Origin of the sequence: Nostoc sp., assembly GCF_036917975.1 — a bacterium.
GTDB lineage: Bacteria > Cyanobacteriota > Cyanobacteriia > Cyanobacteriales > Nostocaceae > Nostoc.
The window spans coordinates 197,707-221,853 of the sequence record NZ_JBALEJ010000024.1; the positions used below are offsets into that span (position 1 = coordinate 197,707).

Here is a 24,147-nt window from a genome sequence, read left to right on the forward strand (position 1 = left end):
ATTGCTAGTTGTAGCCCATACTACGAATTTTGGCGATGAACCGACACTTATTAGAAAGGTCTGTGCATCGCCTAAACATAATAACGAGTCAAGATTATATCCTAAGGTTTATCCGAAGGAAACTTCTTTATACCCCATTTTCCCTTGGCGATTGCTCTTGTCAATACTATATCCTTTGTTCCGGATTGCACCAGTCTGTGAGAAAATTCTTGTCAACAAATCCTTAGCTTCTATTAATACTGCCCTGTAAGGCTGATGATTAATTGGCTAATAGCGATCGCCAAACAAGATTGTTCCTAATCGTACCATCGTTGCGCCTGCTTGTACTGCCAGTTCGTAGTCGCCTGACATACCCATAGATAGGTGCTGCATTCTAATATGCGACCAGTTTTCCTCCTGGATTTCTTTGGCTAGCTGACGATTGCGATTAAACACACTGAGAATTTCGGAATCTTTTAATCCTGAAGGCGGAATTGTCATCAAACCTTGAATTTGTAAACTTTTGTATTGATTCAGTGTGGGTAAATCAGCTAAAAGTTCTGACACACTCCAACCAGACTTGCTGGGGTCGGGGAGAATTTTCACTTGCAGGCAAACCTGGGGACTCACTCCTAGCTGTTGCGCTAATTGGTCTAAGCGCTGTGCCAGCTTCAAATTATCAACAGAGTGAATCCAAGGGAATTGCTCAATGGCTTTTTTGGCTTTATTGCCTTGTAAATGTCCAATAAAGTGCCAGGTAATATCCGGTAAGTCTTGCAACTCGGCTTGTTTGCTGGCAGCTTCTTGGATACGACTTTCCCCAAAATCACGAATTCCTGCATTGTATGCAGACCGAATGGCCTGGGCAGAAACTTGCTTGCTAACAGCAATCAGTTTGACTGACGTTGGTAGTGAGGAGCGAATAGTAACAATACGTTCGGAAATCGAACTGTTCATTGGAAGGTGCGCTGGAAAACACTCTGAAGCTGATCGTACTCCTGAGAATGCCCACTGCGCCGCAGGGTACGTAAGCGATTTTCCAACATCATTCTGGCCTCAGTACGTCCTAGAGACTGGAATTTGACACCTTTAACGTCATTTGCCACCAAAAAGAATAAGCGCTGGGCATAAAGTGTGGTGAACAAATCCTGGTTTTCATCAACCATACAGATTTTGTAGAGTAAACCCCAAGTTGGATGGTTTATGTAAGTTTCTGCGTTTTCTGGATTCATTTAAGGGTCAACGTGTAGTCAAGGTGGAAGTTGGAAGTATATATATCTTTTCGCAGTAAATTCCAAACATTCAGACGATAATACCAACATTCGTCAGAATATTTGGTTAAAATGCGAAACTGCGGTTACGAAGACCTTGATCTAGTTCCTAATGGGCAGATGAAGCTAGTGGTAGTGAAGCGCAATGGTACAACAGAAGCCGCGAAGCGTAGATTCAAAGAGTAGAGGCTGTTTGACAAATATCACCATCTGACTTGAAAGTGCTGAGTGCTGAGTGCTGAGTAAAAATACTAGTTCCCAGTCCCCAGTCCCCAGTCCCCAGTCCCCAGTTATTCTTTCATTCAAGGCTGTGAAACTTGTTTCATCAGGACTGCTTTGGTGAGTTCGATTTACCAATCTGTAGGGATAAGGCACAAAATATTCCCAATCCTCTGGTTGAAAGCTCGACGTAGGAAGGAAAAACACCCTTTGAAGTTCCCAACGGCAACGACAAATTTTTCAACTTCTTTCCATACTGCCACAACTGTCGCCCAATGGCACAAAATTGGGGATTGGGGATTGGGGATTGGGGATTGGGAAGAAAACTATCATTTATGCCAAAAGGTCTATTGATTATCCAGTATTTTTAGTAGTGGAATTTGTGCCTGAGCGTTGTGCAGAGATTCATAAGGGTGTCGGTCAAAAATATTGAGATTAGTTTGTAGTGTTCGAGTAAGGCTGATTAATAGCTAAAATCTACAGGAAATGCTAGGGGATCAATTTTATGGCTGGTAGCTGTTCAATTTACCCTACCATATTGTTACTTATAGCTCAATACTGTTCGGTTAGGGCAAGAGCAAGAGACGCGATGAATCGCCGTCTCTACAATAATTAGTCTTTGGTAGAGACGGCGATTTAATGCTTTGTTTTACTTCTGACTCCTGAATTCTGACTCCTGAATTCTGAATTCTGCTCTTACTATTTTCTCGGCGCAAAATTACGCCTGAGTTCCTATAGCTAGTCGTATTCCCCAGAATAAGATTAAAGTTGCGATCGCTAACCAGTCACGCCCTTTTAATCGTAAGTCGTGCCACTGCACTCGATGCTCATTGGGACTGGTAAAACCCCGTACCATCATAGCATTTGCCATTTGATCGGCTCGTAAGAGAAGATTTTCTAAAAGTCTCTCTGCGACTGTCATCCAAACCTTGAATCCTCCTTTTAATCCCAGCTTTTTCCAATTAATTGCCCTTGTCATCACAGAACGAAATAAATTTTGCACTTCTTCTAAAACCAAGGGAATAAAGCGCAAGGACAAGGTTAAAGTTAAAGCAATTTCTGTGACGGGCAACTTGAAGCGTCGCAAGGGTTGCATTAGGCTTTCTATGCCAGATGTGATTTCTTCTGGTGCGGTTGTCAGCAGATACAAGTTGGTGCTGTAAATGACGGTAAAGATCAGGGTACTTAGGCGTACTGCCAAATCCAAGGAGTAGCGACTAACTTTGACTGGGCCTTTGTGAAATAGTACGTAACTGTATGCTTTTTTCTCAGCTGGTGGCTCTTTAATATTATTAGAGAATGCTGGCTGGGTTAAGATTTGTTCATTAGCTGGTAGGCGTGACTGATAATCTACACCCAGTCCATCAGGACTGATGGCTGCGATCGCTAGTACAAAAAACGATAGCATTAATAACCAACCCATTTGCTGCTGCCATACGCGGCGGGGAATTCTGGCAATCAAGGTGGCAATAATCAATACTACCACCAGAAGCACCCGCCAATTGTTGTTGGCTAAAATATAGCTTGTTAAAAAGCTCATCAACCAGGCGAACTTGACTCGCGGATCAATTTTATGCAGCCAAGTTTGGGGTTGTTCTAAATAAAGTCCAAGTGGCAGCGATCGCAATAAATCCATTTTAGAGTTAGGAGTGAGGAATGAGGAGTCTCTCTTGTACAGACGCGATTCATCGCGTCTCTATTCCTAACTTATTTTGACGCGAGTTGCTCTATTAACATTACCACTTTCCGCATCACGGACTTTTTTGCTCCGCCACAGCAAAATAATTGGTGTGCCTTTAAATCCTAGCTGTTGACGAAATTGCCGTTCAATGTAGCGGCGGTAGTTGTCGTTGAAGCGTTTGGAATCATTGACAAATAGTGCGATCGTTGGTGGTTGGCTACTGACTTGTGTACCATAGTAAATCTTGCCCTGACGCCCACCACGAGATGCTGGCGGTGAATGCCAACTGACGGCATCTGTTAAAACTTCGTTAATTACTGATGTGCTAACACGGCGTTTGTGTGATTCCGCCGCCGTTTTCACCAATTCGAGAATTTTTTCTACCCGTTGTCCTGACAAGGCACTCACAAAGATTGTTTCTGCCCATTCGGTAAAATGTAACCGTGATTGCAGAGTTTTTTCGTAGTCGTAGATTGTGTAAGAGTCTTTTTCGACAGCATCCCACTTATTTACAACGATGATGCAAGCTCGACCTTCTTCGATAATCCGTCCAGCTAATTTTTGGTCTTGCTCAGTAACTCCATCTACGGCATCTATTACTAATAAAACCACGTCAGCGCGGCGAATCGCTTTGAAAGCACGGTTAATACTAAAAAATTCTGTGCCGTATTCGATGTGTTTCTTTTTGCGAATACCGGCAGTATCAATCAAGCGGTAGGTTTGTCCGGCTCGTTCAATGACGGTATCAATGGCATCACGGGTAGTGCCAGAAATGGGGCTGACAATTGCCCTTTCTTCGCCAACAAAAGAATTGAGTAAGCTTGATTTGCCGACATTCGGCCGTCCCACAATTGCTACTTTGATTTCATTCGTGTCTGGGATGTCTTCAATCGCAGGGATGTGATTAACTAACTCGTCGAGTAACTCTCCTGTGCCACTGCCATGAATCGCGGAGATGGGGTAAGGTTCGCCCAATCCCAATTCCCAAAATTCGGCAGCCTGCATTAAGCCTTGTTCTGTGGATTCACATTTATTTACAGCTAGTAGCACAGGTACGCGTTGTTGGCGCATCCATTCGGCGATTTCTAAATCTGCCGAGGTGGGGCCTGTTTGACCATCGACGACAAAAATAGCGCCACACGCTTCTGCAAGGGCTGTCATTGCCTGTTGGCGAATCAGTGGTAAAAATTCGGTATCATCATTAAAAACTAAACCACCAGTGTCTACCACTAAAAACTCGCGACCATTCCAGAAAGCTGGAAGATAAGTGCGATCGCGTGTCACTCCCGGTTCATCATGGACAATCGCCGTTTGTTCCCCGGCGAGTCGATTAACCAGGGTGGATTTGCCCACATTTGGGCGTCCGATAATTGCAACAATTGGCAGTGCCATAAAACCAGGGTAAGTGAGACGTGTAGTATATCACGCCCTTACATTTTACTCACTTTAAACTGGAAGTTTTAATTTAATTTTTGGGGATTGGGGATTGGGGACTGGGGACTGGGGAGTGGGGATTGGGGACTGGGGATTGGGGATTGGGGACTGGGGACTAAGTAAGTTAGTGCTAATATTTCCAGCTATGTTAAGGAATTTTAATGTAGGGTGTGTTGTCGCCAAGCGCCGCACCGTCAACAATCTGGGGACTAGTAGTCTGTCCCATTAATTTTGAGGGATAAAAGAACGATCAGCAAGGGCTAAACGCCCCGCTACCGCTAACGGAACTCGGAACTGTTTTGCCTAATGCCTAATGCTCACGTATTCAGTGATGTCAATACTTTTAAAAATAAAAAAGGTAGGAGAACCTACCTTTTACCCAAAAAAAGCATTTTGTAACCAAATACCAAATTAAATATCACACACGCTTTTGACGTATCTATTGCAAACCTATGACGAGTGTATGACGTTTAATTTGTAGTCGATTTCGCGATTACTCCCAGTTGCAACCCCGGTGGATAGCTACCTTCTGACTTGATACGCTTAATTTCAGCATCGGTTATCTGCAAATTTAACTTTTGCGCTAGCGATCGCACAATATCCCCCCGATCAATTACACCAGCTACGGCACCAGCAGGAGAAAGCACGGTAATTCGAGGTAACTGCTCATTTTCTAGCTTGTTAATTACCTCAGCGATTGTTGTTGATTCTGCAACGCTGGGTATTTCTATCAGGGGATGGACTATGCTGTGCAATGTTTGGGTTTCCCATTCACCCCTTTGGGTTAAACGGAAATCGTCAATGGAAACTAGACCCCGATAACGTCCATCAGAAGCGGCAAAATAAACCTGTGAGGGAGAGGTTTCTAAGAGATATAAATCGGCAAAGGAACGCAATGTCTGGTCAGCATCAATGACGCGAAAATCACGGGTCATGGCATCGGCCGCTACGACTTTGAGTAGGCTTTCTTGCAAGGTAGTCATGTTGTCATAGTTATTAGCGTTGCGGACAGCAAACCAACCTAACAACGCAATCCACAAACCAACTACTAACTCTCTGGTGACAAAATCCACAACAAACCCTAAAGCGATCGCACCATAACCCAATATTTGCCCCGCTTTTGCAGCCCAGTGTACGGCTTGAAAACGATTACCTGTGATTTGCCATAGTGCTGCTTTTAACACTTGTCCCCCATCTAGAGGTAAGCCAGGAATCAGGTTAAATAGAGCCACCACTAAGTTAATTCTCGCCAAATCTCCAACCATGACACTGAGGGGATTAGTATCAGGTATCACAATAACAGCTAGGCGGAGCAGGACAAATAGGATGATACTCACCAAAGGGCCAGCGATCGCTACTTGAAAGGCTTTGAAAGGAGTTTTAGATTCTTCTTCAATGGCAGCAATCCCGCCAAACATAAATAGGGTAATTGAATTAACTCTAATGCCTTGCGATCGGGCTACCAAGCTGTGACCCAACTCATGTAACAGCACCGAACCAAATAGCAGCAGTGCCATGACAATTCCAGCACTCCAAGCGATCATATTTCCCCATTCTTGATAAGCTACCCCAAAATTGAGAGTTGCCAACCCTAAAATCACAAACCATAAAGGGTCTAAAAACAGGGGAATTCCAAATAATGACCCAATTTTCCAATTTGTTTGCATTATATTGTCCTATAACTAGATATCGGCAGTACTTTTTATACCGATATGCTATGCATATTCGTACACACATTTATATTGAGCATCAATTCGGTAGTGCCGAATGACGTAATGTTCTTATTTCTAGAATAGACAATTAATGCATATCAAACAATTTTGGATTTTAGATTTTAGATTTTAGATTGACCTCAGCAATTAAGTCGGAGGCCGATCAATTAATTTTAGGTTTTGGATTTTAGATTGATTCTCGTGTTTAAATTCGCTTGCTCTCAGACCTTTTTTAATTTGGAATTTTGAATATTCAATTCCATTATCCAAAGTTTAAAATCTAAAATTCGGAGAGCAAAACTCTAAAGTTAAGCATTGATGAGAATTGGGCATGGGGCATGGGGCATTGGGTATTGAAATAATTAATACTTCTGCTCCCCTATTCCCCCTGCCCAGAATCGTTTTTAGGAGTTGTGTATTGTTCGCAGTGTTACAAGTAACACCTTTGTCATCACAAAACTACAGACGACCGATGTTAGTCAATCCTAGAACTATGCCAATACCGATAATATGACCAAAAGCCATAGCAGCAACGAATGTTGGAATACTAATTGGCAGAATAGGGAACTTGGGGCCAACTAGGGGTTTTTCAATCTTAGTACTTAGTAAAACTATTACTAAGCTGCTGACGCTGATGATGATGCCGACTGTGGGATTCCACACAGGTGTTGCAGGAACAGATGCAACTACTGCTAATAAAATAGAGGAAATCAAGCTTTTGTCTCCTGAATAGAAAAGTTAACGTAGACCTACAAGATTATAAAATTACAAGGCCCAAAAGTTTTTTAGATAGTTTAGACTTTTTTGATAATTAGTTTAAATTTGTTAGATTTTCATGCGTGTTAAGATTTGCGGCATTACTCAACCACAACAGTCTATAGCGATCGCCTCTCTGGGCGCAACGGCACTAGGATTTATTTGTGTGCCCACCTCACCTCGTTACGTGACTACATCCCAAATTCGGACAGCAGTGGCAGAACTACCAGCAAATATTGACACAATTGGGGTTTTTGCCAACGCGAGTATCTCTGAAATTATTCAGATAGTTCTTGATTCTGGGTTGACTGGTGTGCAGTTACACGGAGATGAATCAGCAAATTTTTGCGACCAAGTACGTCAAGCTTTGCCCAATGTCGAAATTATTAAAGCCCTGAGAATTCGTAGTCTTGAGCATCTAGAGACAGCGACTAATTACACAGAATACGTAGATGCTTTATTACTTGATGCTTACCATCCGCAACAACTGGGTGGTACAGGCAAAACTTTAGATTGGACAATGCTAGAACAATTTAGCCCTAGTTGTCCTTGGTTTTTAGCAGGAGGACTAACAGCCGATAATATTGTGGAAGCCCTAAATCAGGTTAATCCTAGCGGCATTGATTTATCTAGTAGTGTGGAACGGAAACCAGGAGATAAGGATTTAGATAAAGTAGCACTTCTATTTCAGAGTCTAAAGAACATTGGGTTACTAAGACCATTGGTGTCAACTTAAGCTGAAACTCCTTTAAAACCTCGTTTCCAGCCGGAGGCTGGAAATGCAACTCAAAAGCGGCTCTGCCGCCAGTAAGGGAGGCGGCAGCCCCAACGACGAGCATTCCCAGTCGGAGACTGGGAACGAGGCAATCTAAAAGCTAGTTCTAGACTGCTTTCACGTTAAGTTGACCAAGCCCCGTTGGGGCGGGAGTAGGGAGTAGGGAGTAGGGAGTAGGGGAAAAAACTAGCCCCAACAACCAGTGGGATACAAGCCCCGTTTTTCAAGACGATAGCATTGGTCGGGGCTTGAAACCCCGACCAATGCCGTCTTCCCTACTCCCTACTCCCTGTTCCCTACTCCCTATTTGTTGACACCAATGAGCATTGCTGTAACCCTACCGTGTGGTCTATTTATCTGAAAATAGCTGTAACTCCTAACTCAGCACTCAGCACTCTTAACTCAGGGACTTCCAAATAAAAAAATATCCAACTATTTATTGTGGGGTGGGCGTCTCGCCCGCCCAGCAACCAAAGGCGGGCAAGATGCCCACCCCACAAGATTGGATAATTTATTTCTTGGAAGTCCCTCAGCACTCAGCACTCAGCACTCATTCACTCAGCACTCAAAAAAATGCCGCTTGGTGGCGAATTAAGTTAAAAAATTCTTCGCGCGTTTTGTGATCCTCTTGGAATACACCAACCATTGCGCTAGTGACAGTCCAAGAACCTGGTTTTTGAACGCCCCGCATCACCATGCACATGTGGCTAGCTTCCATCACAACGGCTACGCCTTGAGGTTCTAGAATGGTCTGGATTGCTTCGGCAATTTGGCGGGTTAACCTCTCCTGCACTTGCAAGCGCCGAGAATACATCTCAACAATCCGGGCTAGCTTACTCAGTCCAACAACTTTTTGGTTGGGGATATAAGCAACGTGCGCTCTACCCATAAATGGCAGCATGTGGTGTTCGCACAAACTAAAGAAATTAATATCTCTAACTAGTACCATCTCGCTATGTCCTTCATCAAAGATGGCATCGTTAACGAGTTCTTCAAGGGATTGGTTGTAGCCACTGGTAAGAAACCGCATTGCCTCGGCTACTCGTTTGGGTGTTTTCAGCAGTCCTTCACGTTCAGGATCTTCGCCAACGCCCAATATTATTGCTCGCACGGCATCCTTCATTTCCTCAAGTTGTTCCTCTTTTGGCGGCAACACATCCGCTTGTCGCCCGTTATGAGTATTGCGATCGGGTCTAGGAGTTATGGCTTCTGCCAAGTCGGGAATCAGAGGTGATTGAGAGCAATTGGAACCGTTGGAACTAGCAATAGTCATGATTCAGTCTTGGTTATGGTTTGAATTTAGTTATGAGTTATGAGTTATGAGTTATGAGTTAAAAATTATAATTCCTAACTCCTAACTCCTAACTTCTAACTTCGCAATTAGAGTGCGCCAGCGCTGGGCATCAAGGTCAATTCATCAATAACTGCTTGTTGTGGTAACAGAACAGTGTAAAGAATTGATTGGGCCACAATTTCCGGGGTTAACATTTTGGAACGGTCTAAGTTGACGTGGACTGTTTCTGTATCCCAAAGTTCAGTATTGACTGCGCCGGGACAGATAGCTGTGACACGAATGCCGTGGGTGCGTTCTTCTTGTGCCAGGGTTTGAGAGAGGGCTATCAAACCAGCTTTGCTGACGCTGTATGCTCCCCAACCAGGAAAGGGTTGCTTGGCGGCAATTGAGGCCACGTTGATAATTGTGCCTGTGCCGCGATCGCGCATTGAAGGTAAAATCCCCACAATGCACTGAAACACGCTGGTAAGATTCAAGTTAATTACCTGCTGCCAGTCTTCTAGGGGAGTTTCGCTCAAAGTGCCTGTATAGGCGATGCCAGCACTGTTTACCAGAATGTCTAGATTACCAAAGTCAAGGGCGATCGCTTGGATGTTGTCTTTGACTTCGGAGATCCGCGCTAAATCTACAGCGTAAGCTTTCGCTTCCACCCCAGTATGCTCTACGGCTTCTCTTACCGCCTCTAACTTATCCAAAGAACGGCTGACTAAGGCAATATCTATTCCCGCTTTTGCAAAGGCTAAAGCCGTTGCTTTCCCAATTCCACTACTTGCCCCAGTAATCAGGGCGCGTCGTTTTTGCTCAACACTCATGGTGTCTCCCAATTTTTTGGCAGTTCCCAAAGCCTATTACCATCCAATTATTTACACTTCTCGGTTTGGATAGATTAAAGGAATCTAAAAATCTGATGATTTCCATTAAGCAGATGCTATGATGCAGCACAATACTACCCATATTGTGGGTTTTACCAGTGAATACAACAAACCATTGCCTGGAAAACCACGCCGTACATTTAAATTAGATTATTTACACAATACAAAACCCACTCAATCAAATTGAGTAGATTTGCCAAACATGCAAATGCCTATGGCTAGATTGTTAAAAATCTTTAAGCACATAGGCAATTATAGCATTGCTGCTTTACTAATCAATCATTATGCAGTGTTGTTAGTGGGCAACTTCTGTAAAAACTCCGATTTTGCGGAATTTTTCGTAGCGCAGTTGGCGGCGTTCTGGACCGGTTAAACGATTGAGTTCGTCCAAGTTTTCCATCAGCACTTGCTTGAGAGTGGTAGCGGCTTTTAAAGGGTCAGAATGAGCGCCACCAGTAGGTTCAGGCAGGATTTGGTCGATAATTCCCAACTTTTTCAAGTCGTGGGAAATAATTTTTAGAGCCACTGCGGCTTGGGGAGCCTTACCAGCATCTTTCCACAAAATAGCGGCGCAGGCTTCGGGGGTGGCGACGGTGTAAACGGAGTGTTCAAACATGAGTAGGCGATCGCCTACGCCAATACCGAGTGCCCCACCGGAACCACCTTCACCGATCACTGTGCAGATAATTGGCACATCCAGGCAAAACATTTCCCGTAAGTTGTAAGCGATCGCTTCTCCTTGACCTTGGTGTTCTGCTTCTACCCCAGACCAGGCTCCCGGCGTGTCGATAAAAGTTAGTATGGGCATACTAAATTTATTGGCGTGTTCCATCAACCGCATGGCTTTGCGGTAGCCGCCAGGGTAAGGCATTCCAAAGTTACGGGCAATATTGTCTTTAGTATCGCGGCCCTTTTGATGACCCAACATCACCACAGGTTGTCCACTCAGACGGCCGACACCACCAACTAAAGCCGGATCGTCACCACCACAGCGATCGCCATGCAGTTCCATCCATTCATCACTAATAGCTTGAATGTAATCGAGAGTACTGGGGCGACGCGGATGACGAGCAACTTGCAATCGCTGAGATGGGGATAGAGTACTGAAAATCTCCTCACGCAGTTGCATAGCGCGTGCCTCTAGTTTGCGAATTTCACCAGAAACATCGACGCCATTTTCTTCTGCAAGTTGCCGAATCTGATCGATTCGGTTTGCGAGTTCTGCTAGGGGTTTTTCAAAATCTAACAGTAGCGGTTTACGCTCAGTAGTTGCCATCGTAGGGGTTATGAATTTTTCAGAGTGAGGAGTTTTTTAGAGTGAGGAGTTTTTCAGAGTGAGGAGTTAGGAGTTAGGAATGAGGTTTTAGAAGCTGTGGAATTATGAAAGTTATTAACTCTTAACTCCTAACTCTTAACTCCTAACTCTTAAACAAGCAGTGGTCTAAATCCATGTTTTACTGACACCTTACCAATCTGCTCCATTTTGTCTACGGTAATCTGATTCCGTCCCCACGAAAAGTTCGTGTATAACTTCTCAAATTCCAGCAGCATTGATTCGGCAAAACAAGCAAACAACTGGCGCGCTGGAACATCCATATTGACGATTTTCATGATTTTCCAGTCAATATCTAGAGAATGCTCTACAATTCCACCATTTAACACGTGTACGCCAGGGTGCTGAATTTTCGTCGCTAAGTTTTTAGGATAGCCACCATCAATCAACAAACAGGGTTGCTTCAAAGTGGTAGGGTCAATTTCCACGCCTCTGGGCATACTAGCAACCCAAACGACAACATCAGCTTGGGGCAGTGCTTCTGTCAAACCCATGATTTTCCCTCGCCCTAGTTCGTCTTGCAAGGCTTTGAGACGTTCTTGATCGCGGGCGATCAGCAAAAGTTCTTTGACATCTGTTTTTGCATCTAGCCAGCGTGTAACAGCACTGCCAATATCCCCAGTTGCGCCACAGATTGCAATAGTCGCATTTGACATTTCAATTCCCAGTTGTTTCGAGGCTTCTTCCACCTGCTTACAAATAATGTAGGCAGTATGCGTGTTTCCGGTGGTGAAGCGTTCAAACTCTAGTTTAATGTTGCGGACTTGGCTAAACTGTTCTAACTTAAAGTTTTCAAAAATAATTGAGGAAAATCCACCTAAAGCGGTGATGTTAATGCCATGCTTCTGTGCATGGGCCATAGCGTTGAGGATTTTGCGTGTTGCGGCTTTGATGCGGCGACTAGCTAGCATTTCCGGCAAAAAGCAAGATTCTACATACCGTCCTTCAATTTGTTGCCCAGTTACACTGGTGACAATAATGGTATCAACAATTTGCGGCGGGGCGCTGCACCAAAAGTCTAGACCTTGATCGGCATATTCTGGGTATCCCAATTCTTGAGCTACCGCTTGAGCGTGTTCTAAACTAGTCAGATGTCCAATTAGACCAAACATGTAGTGATATTAGGCTTATGCTGTCTTGAGGCGTGGAAATTTCGGAGAGTTAGGAGTTGGGAGTTAGGAGTTAGGAGTACGACTCATAATTTCTCACTGATCATTCCTTACTCCTAACTTTTTTAAGCGGCTATAAGTCCGTAGGCTGACAAGCGCATGATATCGCGAGTTGTGAAACCTATGTTACTCAATGCTTCACCGTATTGAATCATAAAGTCTTCTACTAAAGCATCTTTTTCCATTGCCATTGTGTGGGCATCACCTTCTACTTGGTTGAGCATTCTCCAGACGATGGGTAGGTTCTGGCGATTTGCAAGTTCAAGTTCAGCTTTGGACTCTGTGAAATGTTCTTTCAACCAAACTTCTCCAAAGTTGAGATGGCTGTATTCTTCTTTTACTACTCCTTCAGTGATTTTGCGGGCAAAAGCGTCGGCGACGGGAATATAAATGTTATATGCTGCGATCGCAAAACATTCGATAATCAAAGACTGAATCAACAGACAAGTGACTACCTTTCCTTCTGCGGCTGCTGTTTGGAAATTCTGATGGAGTCCAGAGAAAAATTCCTTGGCGAATTGCAAATCTGGGGTGACATCCAAATTGCGCCCACAAGCTTCAAATCCTTTCTTGTGGCGGCTTTCCATTTTGGAAAGGCGAATTAAATCATCATGAGATTCCGGCAGCAGTCCCGCTAATGTGATGTAATTTTCATGGGCTTCTTGTTCCCCTTCGATCACGATCGCATTGATCCGGCTATAAGCATCTTTGTATGTTTCGCTCTTGAAATCTAATTCTTTAAATTGGTCTGCAAGCTGCTGCATGGTTATGTTTACTCCTGTAAACCTGAATTATTTGACACCAGGATTCAATTTACCCTATGAACTGAGGGTAACAATCTCTGTGGTTTAATTTAACTTAACAAGTAACTATGTTTAATAGATTAACTGTTGCTAGGGGGCGATGCTGTAGTACTAGCGAAATAAATGCTTTGCAATTCAAGTTATGTCTAAACCAAACCCGAATCTGAAATCTGGCGATTTTTTGAGCCTAGTAGTCTTACTGCTAGGGGCATTTATCGTTCTACTACCGCTATTTGTGGTTTTTCTCACCTCCTTTGCACCAACCGCCGCCAGCCCCGAAAATTTATCCAAAAATAACTGGTCTTTAGCAAATTACCGCATTGCGTGGCAACAGGGAAAATTTTTGCTGGCGTTTGCTAATTCTACCTTGGTAGCGATCGCGGTGACGGCGTTTCAGATTGTCACTTCTGCTTTGGCTGGTTACGCCCTAGCGCGATTGAAGTTTCGGGGACGCCAAGCACTGCTATTAGTCGTTTTAGCAACTTTAGTGATTCCCTTTCAGTTATTGGTGATTCCCATCTTTTTGGTTTTGAAGTGGGGACACTTGATAAATACTTATGGGGCACTCATTTTACCCACTGCGGTCAACGGATTTGGGATTTTCTTATTACGTCAATATTTCCAGACAATTCCTGTGGAGTTAGAGGAAGCCGCAGCTATAGATGGGGCGAACCGATTGCAAATTTTGTGGCGGGTAATGTTACCTTTGGCCCGTCCGGCGTTAGTGACGTTGTTTTTGTTCACCTTCATCGGTGAGTGGAATGATTTGTTTAAGCCTTTAGTGTTTACAACACGACCAGAATTAAGGACTGTACAACTGGCGTTAGCTGAGTTTCAAGAGCAATTTACAAATAATTGGCCCTTGATGATGGCGGCGGTGACGATCGCCACAGTTCCAGTGATGGTACTATTTCTTATCGGTCAGCGTCAGTTTATTCAGGGTATTGCGGCGACAGGCATTAAAAATTAGTAGGGAAACTCGGCATAAAAAGAAATCCGGTAGGAAAACATAATAAAACTCCACGCCACTTGCGGGATGGAGTTTTAGGGCATGGGGCATGGGGAAGAAGTTACCAATGCCCAATGCATTATTGGCAGTGACTCCAAGAGTTTGAATACCAGAAATTGTGTATGCCTTGCTCATTATACCGATACTTGCGGCTGGCCTGTGGCGATCGCATTCCTTTACACAGAAATTTACTGATAAATCCAAATTAAAATCGAACAAATATCACAATACAAAAATATTACTTTGGGGATCTAATAGGTAGAATAACCCACTAGAGTCTTAACCGATGTGTCTCCTGTAACGAAGTAAAAAAAGTATCACAAAAGCCTCGCAATCTCGCTTATAGAAAAAAAGCAGATGCATGTTAGTGTTTTAATCTCATTGACTTTCCCTCCGAGCCTTTCCCTATGCATCTGCACTATTTACACCCCCAACACCTTGAAGAATTAGTCAAGAGCAGTGGTATAGACTTACACTTAGTGCAACTCAATTTTAAGTCACTCCAAGGCGTAACAGCTTATGAGTACCTATTGATTTCTGAGCTACTCCCCCGCACCAATACTGGAATGTTGAAAGCTGGATGGTTGCAGCGTTATGCTCATATCACTGAAGGTGGTTGGTGGTGTTCGGGACTAGACCCTCTGAATAATTGGCAAATGATGGAATGGGGATGTTTTAAGCCAAACCAACCCCGACAAAATCACAATGGTAAGTCCATCAAATATGAGCATCCTCCCAGCACACCAACGCGGGTGTTTTGTTTGCGGGTAACGTTGCCAGTGTGGCAGCAAGTGGCTGAACGTTACAATCTGGTCATGCCTGACAATATCTCCATTACTCCTGATGGTGAAGCTGGAGGCTTTTGGCAATGGGTGATGCAACAGAATATTCCCCTGGTTATCTGCGAGGGTGTAAAGAAAGCAGCTACCTTGTTGACGCAAGGATATGTAGCTATTGCCATTCCCGGAATTACCAGTGGTTATCGGGTTGTTAAAGATGAATTTGGCAAAGTCACCCGTCGTCAGCTAATTCCCGATTTAGCAGCCTTTGCAATTACAAAACGCAGTTTTTACATTTGCTTTGATTTTGAAACTCAGCCCAAGACAATCGCTGCTGTAAATAATGCTATTTCTCAACTTGGTTGTTTATTCCAGCAAAAAAATTGCCCTGTTAAAGTCATCGAACTTCCAGGAATGGAAAAAGGGGTTGATGAATTTATTATTGCTAAGGGTGCAAGTAGTTTCGATAAACTTTATCGCCAAAGTGTTGATTTAGAAATCTATCTTGCTCAAACCAAACCCCACACCGAGTTAAGCATTCCGGCTGCACTCACCTTCAACCGTCCTTATATAGGTGAAATTCCCTTCCCCACTTCTGGATTAGTAGGAGTAAAATCAGCCAAAGGAACAGGAAAAACTACCGCATTGCAAAGCGTTGTTCAGCAGGCGAAAAATAGAAAACAACCAGTTTTATTAATTACCCATAGAATCCTACTTGGACGATTTTTGTGTGAAAAGATTGGTATTCAATGGGGAACAAATAAAGAAAATGGGGATAAAAAAATTGATCAAACGCTTACCCCCGCTCCTCCTATCCTCCGCTCTCCTTTTCCTCAGCAATCTCTCGGCTTGTGTGTGGATTCGATTTGGAAACTTAACCCGGAAAACTGGCGCGGGGCAATATTAATTTTAGACGAAGTAGAGCAATCTCTATGGCATCTGTTAAACAGTAATACTTGTAAATACAAACGTGTCAAAATATTAAAGTTATTCCAGCAACTAATTGCGACAGTTTTAACAACTGGAGGGTTAGTAATTGCCCAAGATGCTGATTTATCAGATGTTTCGCTAGAATATTTACAGGGATTGGCAGGAATTAAATTAACACCTTGGGTAGTTCTCAACCAGTGGAAGCCTCAACATGGTTGGGATGTGACTTTTTATGATTCGCCGAATCCAACACCGTTAATTCACCAATTAGAATTAGATTTACTTGCTGGACGTAAATGTTATGTTACTACCGATAGTCGCGCTGGGCGTTATAGTTGTGACACAATTGAACGTTATCTAAAAGAGCGACTACAAAAATTACGGCGACAATTTCCTAAAACTCTGGTAGTTAGTAGTCACACCACAAATACACCTGGTCATGCAGCAGTTGATTTTATTGCTGCGATTAATCAAAAAATATCGGAATATGATGGCGTTTTTGTTACCCCTAGCCTTGGTACAGGAATTAGTATTGATGTCCAACATTTCGACCGAGTTTATGGCATTTTTCAAGGGGTAATTCCTGACTCGGAAGCAAGACAAGCTTTAGCAAGAGTCAGAGATGATGTGCCGCGTATTGTTTGGTGCGCTAAACGAGGTATTGGTTTAATTGGTAGTGGGAGTACAAATTATCGCTTATTATCTGATTGGTATCAGGAAAATCAAAAAGAAAACTTAGCTTTGCTGAGTCCGTTACATAAAATAGATGTGGATTTACCTTTAGTTTATGACCCGATTCATTTGCGAACTTGGGCAAAGTTATCTGCAAGGGTAAATGCTTCTATTCGTCTCTATCGGCAATCAATGCAAGATGGTTTAGTTGCTGATGGGCATCAAATTCAGATGCGGAGTAATGCAGTTCACAATAATATTATTCGAGATTTACGCCTGGCCTTTTTGGCAACTGATGCCGATGATTTAGCTACTCGTAGAAGATTAGTTTTAGAAATTGTCAAAGTTCAAAAAGATTGGGCACAAAGCCGTCAAAAAGCCAAAGAAATTAAACGTAAAATCAAAGAGATTAAGCAGCAAAATCAACTATCATTAGCAACTGCTGTAGCTAATGCTAAAGATATCGATTATGTCGAATATGAGCAATTGTTAGTGAAGCATTCTCTAACTGATAGAGAACGGAATCAAATCAACAAATATGTTATTAGACAAAGGTATGGTGTAGAAGCTACTCCGTGGCTAAAGTTGCAGGATGACCAAGGATATTATCGTCAACTTTTAATTCACTATTACTTAACTCACGAGAGCGAATATTTTCACGTTAGAGATGAGCAAGAATGGCATCAGCAATTGTCTTGGGGTGAAGGGAAAGTTTTTCTCCCAGATTTAAAAACTTACACGCTCAAAGTTGAAGCGATGAGAGCATTAGGAATGCTTCAGTTTATTGAAGAAAAACGAGAGTTTTCTGAAAATGATGCAGATTTAATATTGCTAAAAAATGTTGCTTTTCAGCATAGTAAGCATATTAAAAGAGCGCTTGGGATTAATTTAGTTGGTGAAAAAGAGCAGGTTTTGGCAATAAAAATACTCAGCCGACTATTAAATTTGTTGGGTTTGAAGTTGAAGCGAGTCAATGAGGTTTATCAAATTGATTTAGAAACCCTATATGATGGCAGAGAGAAAATATTTGCTGTTTGGCATCAACGAGATGAGTTGATGTTGGCTCATGTTAAGAGTGTTGGTTATGAGTTACCTGATTATTCTTCAGACTGCAAGTTTGAAATTATGCAAACGAAGCCTGGAAAGGTAGACGATAGATTATCTAGGTCTACTCTGTCTTTATCTCAGATATAGCCTGCCCTGGCCAATGGAATTCGCGGCTATACGGGCAAAACCCACCTCCGTGGGTTTCAAATTCTTTGAGGAACCTTTAATTTTTACTATTTTCATCTGATGATAATTTTTTCCATATCTTCTCGTACTCTTTTTTAATTTCATCAGCTAAGTTTTGTGGACTTAGTATTTGAGCATTGACCCCATATTTTAAGATGCGCTGGCGAAACCAAAACCAATAATCTACTGTTGCTTCGATGTCACAGAAATTTCCTTCTGGGTCGCTGTAAATAATCATTTCATCCTTGCGTCGAGGTTGATAATTAGATAGTTGTCCACTCGTGCGATAGCAGATTTTCAATGTGGGAAAGTCACAAGATATCCAATGAGTATCGGATGCAGCACCAACGCTGGCGATTTTGTCAAGGCGAAAGATATGATTTTGGTCGATGTTATGCCAATAGTCAAACCGCCAAGAACGCCAATCAGGGATAAATGCAAATAGGTACAAAACACCATCGTGTAGTCGCAGTTCTGAACGGTCAATATCCCAGATTCGTCCTTCTGCTCCGGGTTTACTTTGATAGCGAATAGTATAGCGGCATTGTTGCACAAGGCGTTCTTGTAGTTGGCGAACGATGATATCTAATTTATTTTCGCTATAGTCAACGGGAGGACTAAAATTAACTTTAATAAAGGCTGGAATATCTGACTCTGTTAAGTTACCGATGCGTTGAATTTGGCTTGCTTGCGCCGAAAAGCCCATATCAGCTAGGAAATATGCGGCTACTGCAAGGGCTTCTCGCTGTTTGGTAGAGAGAAGTACGGGGAAATTTGATTCGACTAGTTCGTAGGGATGGTGTGGTGCGCTTTTAATTTCAATACCGCAGTCTCTAAGTTTGCGAATCGTGCGGGTAAGTTTTTGCTTAACATCAGCATCATCTGTAGATTTGCCATGCTGTTCGAGAAAAACTGAGAGTAAATCGGCTAATTCTTCACGCCGCCGTGGCTTTTCGGCTAGAAGTTTGAGAATTTCTAGAGCAAAGGCGATTTGGTTGTAATTGCTATCGGGTTTAGAAGACATGACATGGGATAGTCCGTTTAAAAAGGTGTAGTCAGAAAATGATATCAAAAAATGACAACATCTATTTTTAGATTGGTGTTTACGAACATCTCAGTAGGTGCTACACTTATTGAAAATAATAAGCGTCAAAGGAAGTACCAGTTCCTTTGACGCTCGTTTGAATTTTTACTTTTGAAAGCACAAATTAAATTGCTGTTGTGCTGTCAATATCTTTGTACTTTTTTTAAGGAGGTATCCCCTTAATGAAAAATTATAATTTAGAATCGCCGGAGTTGCATCTTAATTTGCAACGCTGTCGAATACCTTTTGTCAGCGATCTAACAACGACACAGGTTAGCGACATAATAAAGTTACTAGCAAAGCAAGATATCTTGGCAAAAGATGTTTTAAGGTTGGCAAAAGAAGATAATCTAAAAGTCCCATATATTTACGGGACTTTGGTATTTACCATTTCGGATACACACAAGCCAGGTAATCGCTATCGCCTTAGTGCAGAAATGATACCTAATTCATACACCAGCGCGTAACAAGTATTGAGGATTGAGGACTAGTTATGTTCAACTACAATCCGTTAGACTGCTTACCTTCATCAGCAGAATTACCAGATTCAGATAATACTCCCGTGGATAACGAACTGCAAATATTAATTCCTAACCTATTGTTAGCCATCTTAGCTTCCATTTGGCAAAACCGCGATGACTGGTTTTTTGGGATTAATATGGGAGTTTATCATACACCCAGTAAAGAAGCTATAGTTCCTGATGGTTTCTTGAGTTTAGGTGTAGAACGTTTTGTTGGAGAAAATGGACGTTCTAGTTATGTTTTGTGGGAAGAAGAAGGCATTTCACCAATTTTAGCTTTAGAAGTTGTTTCTCAAACTTACAACGGCGAATACGAACAGAAAAAAATTGATTATGCCCAATTAGGCATTTTGTATTATGTGATTTATGCACCAACTCGTCTCCGGCGGAAGCGTCAACGCTTAGAAGTTTATCGCTTAGTTGAAGGTAAATACATTTTACAACTAGGGGATAAAATTTTGATGCCAGAAATTGGTTTAGGTATTGGACGGGAACAGGGTACTTATCAAGGAAGGATGCGGGAATGGTTATATTGGTATGATGAGTATGGTGACAGATACTCAACACCTGAAGAACAATTGCAAAATCTTTTAGCCAGATTACAACAGCAAGGAATTGATCCGAACACACTTTAAATAGTTGACAGTTAACGTTTCAATCCCGTTGCCGGGAATCATTTATTTGAAAGCAAATGTTGGAAATATTGGCCCCAAATTTGCAGCCGTTTCAATCCCGTTGCCGGGAATCATTTATTTGAAAGTTTGCAAGTAATAAAACAATATTCTTGGAAGATGTTTCAATCCCGTTGCCGGGAATCATTTATTTGAAAGACTAAATCTAGGACCAGCAGCAGCAGATGGAAATCGTTTCAATCCCGTTGCCGGGAATCATTTATTTGAAAGGTTGAGAATGCTTGGTCGCGGGCTACCCTCTCTATGGTTTCAATCCCGTTGCCGGGAATCATTTATTTGAAAGAGCCACAGATAGCCAAGCCGAAAAAAATAATTGTCTCGTTTCAATCCCGTTGCCGGGAATCATTTATTTGAAAGCCCGACTTCTCACTGCGATCGCTCATCCGAGAAGCATGTTTCAATCCCGTTGCCGGGAATCATTTATTTGAAAGTGTTAGATACAGTTGACTTGCCATCGCTCATTGCTCAAGGTTTCAATCCCGTTGCCGGGAATCATTTATTTGAAATATTTCATTTTTCATCTTTCTGCTTTTTAGTAGTTTTGGTTTCAATCCCGTTGCCGGGAATCATTTATTTGAAAGTTCTATGGATTTATTCCGATCACGCGGGATAAATCGTTTCAATCCCGTTGCCGGGAATCATTTATTTGAAAGTTTACATACGCTGGCGATCGCCTCAACTTGCTAAGTTTCAATCCCGTTGCCGGGAATCATTTATTTGAAAGCTACTACTATCTTCATGGGTAGCATTAAACGCTGCGGGAGTTTCAATCCCGTTGCCGGGAATCATTTATTTGAAAGAAGAAGATGGCATTAGCCCAGTTGTTCCAGAATCGTTTCAATCCCGTTGCCGGGAATCATTTATTTGAAAGCTAGACTTGATAAAGTTACGGGCTTACATTGACTATGTTTCAATCCCGTTGCCGGGAATCATTTATTTGAAAGCTCAAAACCGAGAAAGAGTGTTCTTGTTGGGTGTTGTTTCAATCCCGTTGCCGGGAATCATTTATTTGAAAGTGCTTATTATATTCGCAGGGAGAGTATTAATGAAGGGTTTCAATCCCGTTGCCGGGAATCATTTATTTGAAAGGCTACTTTTGCCTTGGTTTCAATCTTCGATAGCAAATGTTTCAATCCCGTTGCCGGGAATCATTTATTTGAAAGGCGGCGTCACTTGCCAGCCCAGCGAAAACTGCAAATAGTTTCAATCCCGTTGCCGGGAATCATTTATTTGAAAGCCATAGACTATGTGTTGCTGTGGAGTACCTGTAATGTTTCAATCCCGTTGCCGGGAATCATTTATTTGAAAGCTGAATGACCCCGCACTCTTTAGCCAATCTGGGCAAGTTTCAATCCCGTTGCCGGGAATCATTTATTTGAAAGTCCGCGAGCCACACCCTAATTATAGACCGAGTTCTAGAAGCAATTTTGGCAGGACTGTTTTAAAAGTCTATTTCAGGCATTGCTAACAGCGAACCAAAAAATACTCAAAACGGTGAAACTATTGATTTGTCAAGGTTCTGTCGATTTGGCGGGAGGTGGGGGGTTTTCGCCCGTGCTTTCCCGTGCCAAAAATTTGGCTTGCTTACAGATTATATAGCTCATTTTCTCACTTTGACAAAATGTAACTTTACAAAAGTTATCCACGGTCAAGCAAAGAAAAGACATTGATATCAAATTTTGATAACAATATTCCCAAAACCAGTACTAAACTGGGTGCAATAAGACAGGGTAAGTAAGGTGAAACTTTTTTTACAACCTCTTTACTCTCAACTCAACCCAGGAGTTGAGAATTGTCCCCTTGGGTGTACCTCTGAATGTCTTGTCGCTCAAAAGGCTCCCAAGCTCCAGCCACCGCTTGGATGTGCTTGTCCTCTATCATTGCACCAAGCGAAGACTTATAAAGAAATTATACATGGAGATGCAGATATTATCTGTAATCAAGCTGCAACTGGTGATGGTAAGACGCTGGGTGCAAATTTACCAGGACTGATCAATCCTGATTTTCGGATTATGGGGTTGTATCCGACAATCGAACTGGTGGAAGACCAAGCTGAACAGCAATATCACTATAATAATCTGTTTGGTTTAGATGCTTCTCAACGAGTAGACCGTTTATTTGGTGCGGAATTAAGTCGGCGGGTTAAGCAAGCTGTTAAGAGTAACAAGTTTCAAGAATTGCTGTTGGCGATTCAACAAAAACCAATTTTGCTGACTAATCCTGATATTTTCCATTACATCACTCACTTTCAATATTTTGATCCGGCTGATGGTAGAGATAGACTACCGTTGGTATTGGCGGAATGGCCTGATTTGTGGGTGTTTGATGAGTTTCATATTTTTGGTAGTCATCAAGAAACTGCTGCTTTAAATAGTTTGGCTTTCATTCGTCGCAGCCAAGAAAATCAATCTCGTCCCAGACGGTTTTTGTTTACTTCTGCAACGCCAAAAGCTGATTTTATTGAACAATTACGCAAAGCAGGTTTTAAGGTGGCTACGGTTGAGGGAGTTTATGCAAGTGAGGAAACAACTGGGTTTCGCCAAATTCTGCAAGCTGTGGAATTAGAGTTTGTGGAATTAGCCAAGGATGCAGACACGCAGACATGGTTAAAAGAAATGATTCCCACCATTCAGGAAATTCTGAATGCGGAGTCAAAAGCGAGGGGATTGATTATTGTGAATTCGGTGGCGAAAGCGAAAGCTGGGCAGGTGACTCGTTTACTGAAAGCTTTATTACCGGGGGTTATCGTTCAAGAAATTAGCGGACGCATCGATCGCCAGCAAAGATTGCAGGTGCAAAGTAACTTGAAAGACGCTGAAGCGCCTGTTTTAGTTGTGGGTACATCTGCGGTTGATGTGGGTGTGGATTTTAAAATTCACCTGTTGATTTTTGAAAGCAGTGATTCGGCGACGGTGATGCAGCGTTTGGGACGTTTGGGTAGACATCCCGGTTTTAAGGCCTATACAGCATTTATTTTGGTTCCGGGCCATACTCCTTGGGTGATGGCGAGATTGCAAGAAAAACTTAGTGTAAATCAAAGGGTGACGCGAGATAGTTTAGCAGATGCGATCGCTACTGCATTTGATCCCCCCAAGGAGTTTGAAAAATATCGCCAGCGTTGGGGTGCATTGCAAGCACAGGGGATGTTTTCGCGGATGACTCAAGAGAATAGAAAGGTTAGTCAGGTAGTGCGCGATCGCATGACGGAAGACTTACAACGCGTATATTCTCAAGATTTGGAATCAGCACGTAAACAGTGGTTTGCAATGCAAAATAACCCTGTTGGTCAAGCCACCCAAAAACAACTTTTAAGTTTTCGCGGAGGTTCAACCCTACAAGCTGCGGTTTGGGATGAGAAAAACTTTTACACTTATGATTTACTGCGATTATTACCTTATGCACTGGTAGAAATTATTGACCGCGAGACATTTTTAAATGCAGCGAATAAGTCAGGATAAGTCAGGACGCGGTGAAGAAGAATTTCCTGAAGATTTTATCAACGTTTATCTTCGCATTCAGTCATGGGTTGACGAACGAATTAATAATATTAGTTTGCAATCAAATTGTCCAAGTAGCGAATTAAAGTTTGGCGAACTTTCTTTAATAGATAAATTAAGTTTAATTGGACATCCTCAATCTGACGTGGTTACTTGTTTACGGCAAAAGAAACTACTTACTTTTTTAGTGCCAGTTAACAAAAATAAATTAAGTAGCCATTGGGAAGTAAGCCGTACCCTTAATCTCAGCCCATTATTTGGTTTACATCGTTTAGTTGATGCAAGTGAAGAAGCTTATGCTTGTGCATTTAATCAAGATGCATTACTTCTCGAAGCTTTAAAATGGCGGTTAAAAAAATTCACTAGTACCCGCTTTGAATCTTCCATCTTTTAAAATTCCCCTCCGCGCACCTCTGCGCTTCCCTCCGCGTC

21 protein-coding genes and 1 CRISPR repeat array are annotated in these 24,147 nt (G+C 42.4%); of the genes, 8 read left to right on the forward strand and 13 right to left on the reverse strand.

Features of this window, described 5'->3' with window-relative positions:
• Window positions 1-267: 267 nt before the first annotated feature.
• The 7 genes from V7K76_RS09380 to psaK form a co-directional block, all read right to left on the reverse strand.
• Window positions 268-936 carry a YggS family pyridoxal phosphate-dependent enzyme gene (locus tag V7K76_RS09380; RefSeq protein WP_334776388.1) on the reverse strand — a complete coding sequence of 223 codons (669 nt, stop codon included), beginning with the start codon at window positions 934-936 and terminating at the stop codon, window positions 268-270.
• Window positions 933-1,211, reverse strand: a complete 279-nt coding sequence (pipX, locus tag V7K76_RS09385; protein ID WP_069068710.1) for a transcriptional coactivator PipX — start codon at window positions 1,209-1,211, stop codon at window positions 933-935. Before pipX ends, V7K76_RS09380 begins: the two co-directional genes overlap by 4 nt.
• 165 nt (window positions 1,212-1,376) lie before the next feature.
• Window positions 1,377-1,676 carry a hypothetical protein gene (locus V7K76_RS09390; RefSeq protein WP_334776389.1) on the reverse strand — a complete coding sequence of 100 codons (300 nt, stop codon included), beginning with the start codon at window positions 1,674-1,676 and terminating at the stop codon, window positions 1,377-1,379.
• A gap of 511 nt (window positions 1,677-2,187) precedes the next feature.
• A complete protein-coding gene (locus V7K76_RS09395; RefSeq protein ID WP_334776390.1) occupies window positions 2,188-3,105 on the reverse strand; it encodes an energy-coupling factor transporter transmembrane component T family protein in 918 nt (305 codons plus the stop codon).
• Window positions 3,106-3,171: 66 nt separating this feature from the next.
• A complete protein-coding gene (gene der / locus V7K76_RS09400; RefSeq protein WP_334776391.1) occupies window positions 3,172-4,542 on the reverse strand; it encodes a ribosome biogenesis GTPase Der in 1,371 nt (456 codons plus the stop codon).
• Window positions 4,543-5,054: 512 nt separating this feature from the next.
• A complete protein-coding gene (locus tag V7K76_RS09405; protein ID WP_334776392.1) occupies window positions 5,055-6,251 on the reverse strand; it encodes a site-2 protease family protein in 1,197 nt (398 codons plus the stop codon).
• A gap of 504 nt (window positions 6,252-6,755) precedes the next feature.
• Window positions 6,756-7,010 (reverse strand): photosystem I reaction center subunit PsaK, encoded by a 255-nt coding sequence (psaK, locus tag V7K76_RS09410; RefSeq protein WP_334776393.1) that lies wholly within the window; start codon window positions 7,008-7,010, stop codon window positions 6,756-6,758.
• A 121-nt stretch (window positions 7,011-7,131) separates the two neighbouring features.
• Between psaK and V7K76_RS09415 the strand changes: the two genes are divergently transcribed.
• The gene (locus V7K76_RS09415; RefSeq protein WP_334776394.1) at window positions 7,132-7,788 is read left to right on the forward strand and encodes a phosphoribosylanthranilate isomerase; all 657 of its coding nucleotides are present in this window, start codon (window positions 7,132-7,134) and stop codon (window positions 7,786-7,788) included.
• A gap of 604 nt (window positions 7,789-8,392) precedes the next feature.
• Here the strand turns inward: V7K76_RS09415 and folE are convergent.
• From folE to V7K76_RS09440, 5 genes are all read right to left on the reverse strand, one after another.
• A complete protein-coding gene (gene folE / locus V7K76_RS09420) occupies window positions 8,393-9,100 on the reverse strand; it encodes a GTP cyclohydrolase I FolE (RefSeq protein WP_334776395.1) in 708 nt (235 codons plus the stop codon).
• Window positions 9,101-9,207: 107 nt separating this feature from the next.
• Window positions 9,208-9,933: an SDR family oxidoreductase gene (locus V7K76_RS09425; RefSeq protein WP_334776396.1), complete on the reverse strand. Its 726-nt coding sequence runs from the start codon at window positions 9,931-9,933 to the stop codon at window positions 9,208-9,210.
• Window positions 9,934-10,288: 355 nt separating this feature from the next.
• Complete coding sequence (locus V7K76_RS09430; RefSeq protein WP_334776397.1) at window positions 10,289-11,269, reverse strand: acetyl-CoA carboxylase carboxyltransferase subunit alpha; 981 nt, start codon at window positions 11,267-11,269, stop codon at window positions 10,289-10,291.
• 149 nt (window positions 11,270-11,418) lie between these two features.
• Window positions 11,419-12,438 carry a long-chain acyl-[acyl-carrier-protein] reductase gene (locus V7K76_RS09435; protein WP_334776398.1) on the reverse strand — a complete coding sequence of 340 codons (1,020 nt, stop codon included), beginning with the start codon at window positions 12,436-12,438 and terminating at the stop codon, window positions 11,419-11,421.
• A 122-nt stretch (window positions 12,439-12,560) separates the two neighbouring features.
• Window positions 12,561-13,259 carry an aldehyde oxygenase (deformylating) gene (locus V7K76_RS09440; protein WP_334776399.1) on the reverse strand — a complete coding sequence of 233 codons (699 nt, stop codon included), beginning with the start codon at window positions 13,257-13,259 and terminating at the stop codon, window positions 12,561-12,563.
• Window positions 13,260-13,440: 181 nt separating this feature from the next.
• Here V7K76_RS09440 and V7K76_RS09445 point away from each other — a divergent pair, with 181 nt between their 5' ends.
• From V7K76_RS09445 to V7K76_RS09455, 3 genes are all read left to right on the forward strand, one after another.
• On the forward strand, window positions 13,441-14,268 hold the full coding sequence (locus V7K76_RS09445; protein WP_179065204.1) for a carbohydrate ABC transporter permease: 828 nt from the start codon (window positions 13,441-13,443) through the stop codon (window positions 14,266-14,268).
• An 81-nt stretch (window positions 14,269-14,349) separates the two neighbouring features.
• The gene (locus tag V7K76_RS09450) at window positions 14,350-14,502 is read left to right on the forward strand and encodes a hypothetical protein (RefSeq protein ID WP_334950705.1); all 153 of its coding nucleotides are present in this window, start codon (window positions 14,350-14,352) and stop codon (window positions 14,500-14,502) included.
• A gap of 212 nt (window positions 14,503-14,714) precedes the next feature.
• The gene (locus V7K76_RS09455; protein ID WP_334950703.1) at window positions 14,715-17,882 is read left to right on the forward strand and encodes a plasmid replication protein, CyRepA1 family; all 3,168 of its coding nucleotides are present in this window, start codon (window positions 14,715-14,717) and stop codon (window positions 17,880-17,882) included.
• 76 nt (window positions 17,883-17,958) lie between these two features.
• Here V7K76_RS09455 and V7K76_RS09460 read toward each other — a convergent pair whose 3' ends face one another.
• The gene (locus V7K76_RS09460; protein ID WP_334776402.1) at window positions 17,959-18,945 is read right to left on the reverse strand and encodes a helix-turn-helix transcriptional regulator; all 987 of its coding nucleotides are present in this window, start codon (window positions 18,943-18,945) and stop codon (window positions 17,959-17,961) included.
• A 242-nt stretch (window positions 18,946-19,187) separates the two neighbouring features.
• On the opposite strand from V7K76_RS09460, the gene V7K76_RS09465 reads away from it, so the two are divergent.
• The 4 genes from V7K76_RS09465 to V7K76_RS09480 all read left to right on the forward strand — a co-directional run bounded on the left by V7K76_RS09465 (window position 19,188) and on the right by V7K76_RS09480 (window position 24,109).
• Complete coding sequence (locus V7K76_RS09465) at window positions 19,188-19,472, forward strand: hypothetical protein (protein ID WP_334776403.1); 285 nt, start codon at window positions 19,188-19,190, stop codon at window positions 19,470-19,472.
• Between the two features lie 26 nt (window positions 19,473-19,498).
• Window positions 19,499-20,161, forward strand: a complete 663-nt coding sequence (locus V7K76_RS09470) for a Uma2 family endonuclease (RefSeq protein ID WP_334776404.1) — start codon at window positions 19,499-19,501, stop codon at window positions 20,159-20,161.
• A 16-nt stretch (window positions 20,162-20,177) separates the two neighbouring features.
• A CRISPR array of direct repeats spans window positions 20,178-21,600; the repeat unit is 37 nt; unit sequence GTTTCAATCCCGTTGCCGGGAATCATTTATTTGAAAG.
• Window positions 21,601-21,957: 357 nt separating this feature from the next.
• The gene (gene cas3, locus V7K76_RS09475) at window positions 21,958-23,676 is read left to right on the forward strand and encodes a type I-D CRISPR-associated helicase Cas3' (protein ID WP_334950700.1); all 1,719 of its coding nucleotides are present in this window, start codon (window positions 21,958-21,960) and stop codon (window positions 23,674-23,676) included.
• Window positions 23,654-24,109 (forward strand): hypothetical protein, encoded by a 456-nt coding sequence (locus tag V7K76_RS09480; protein ID WP_334950698.1) that lies wholly within the window; start codon window positions 23,654-23,656, stop codon window positions 24,107-24,109. The genes cas3 and V7K76_RS09480 overlap by 23 nt, the downstream gene beginning before the upstream one ends.
• Window positions 24,110-24,147: the final 38 nt, after the last annotated feature.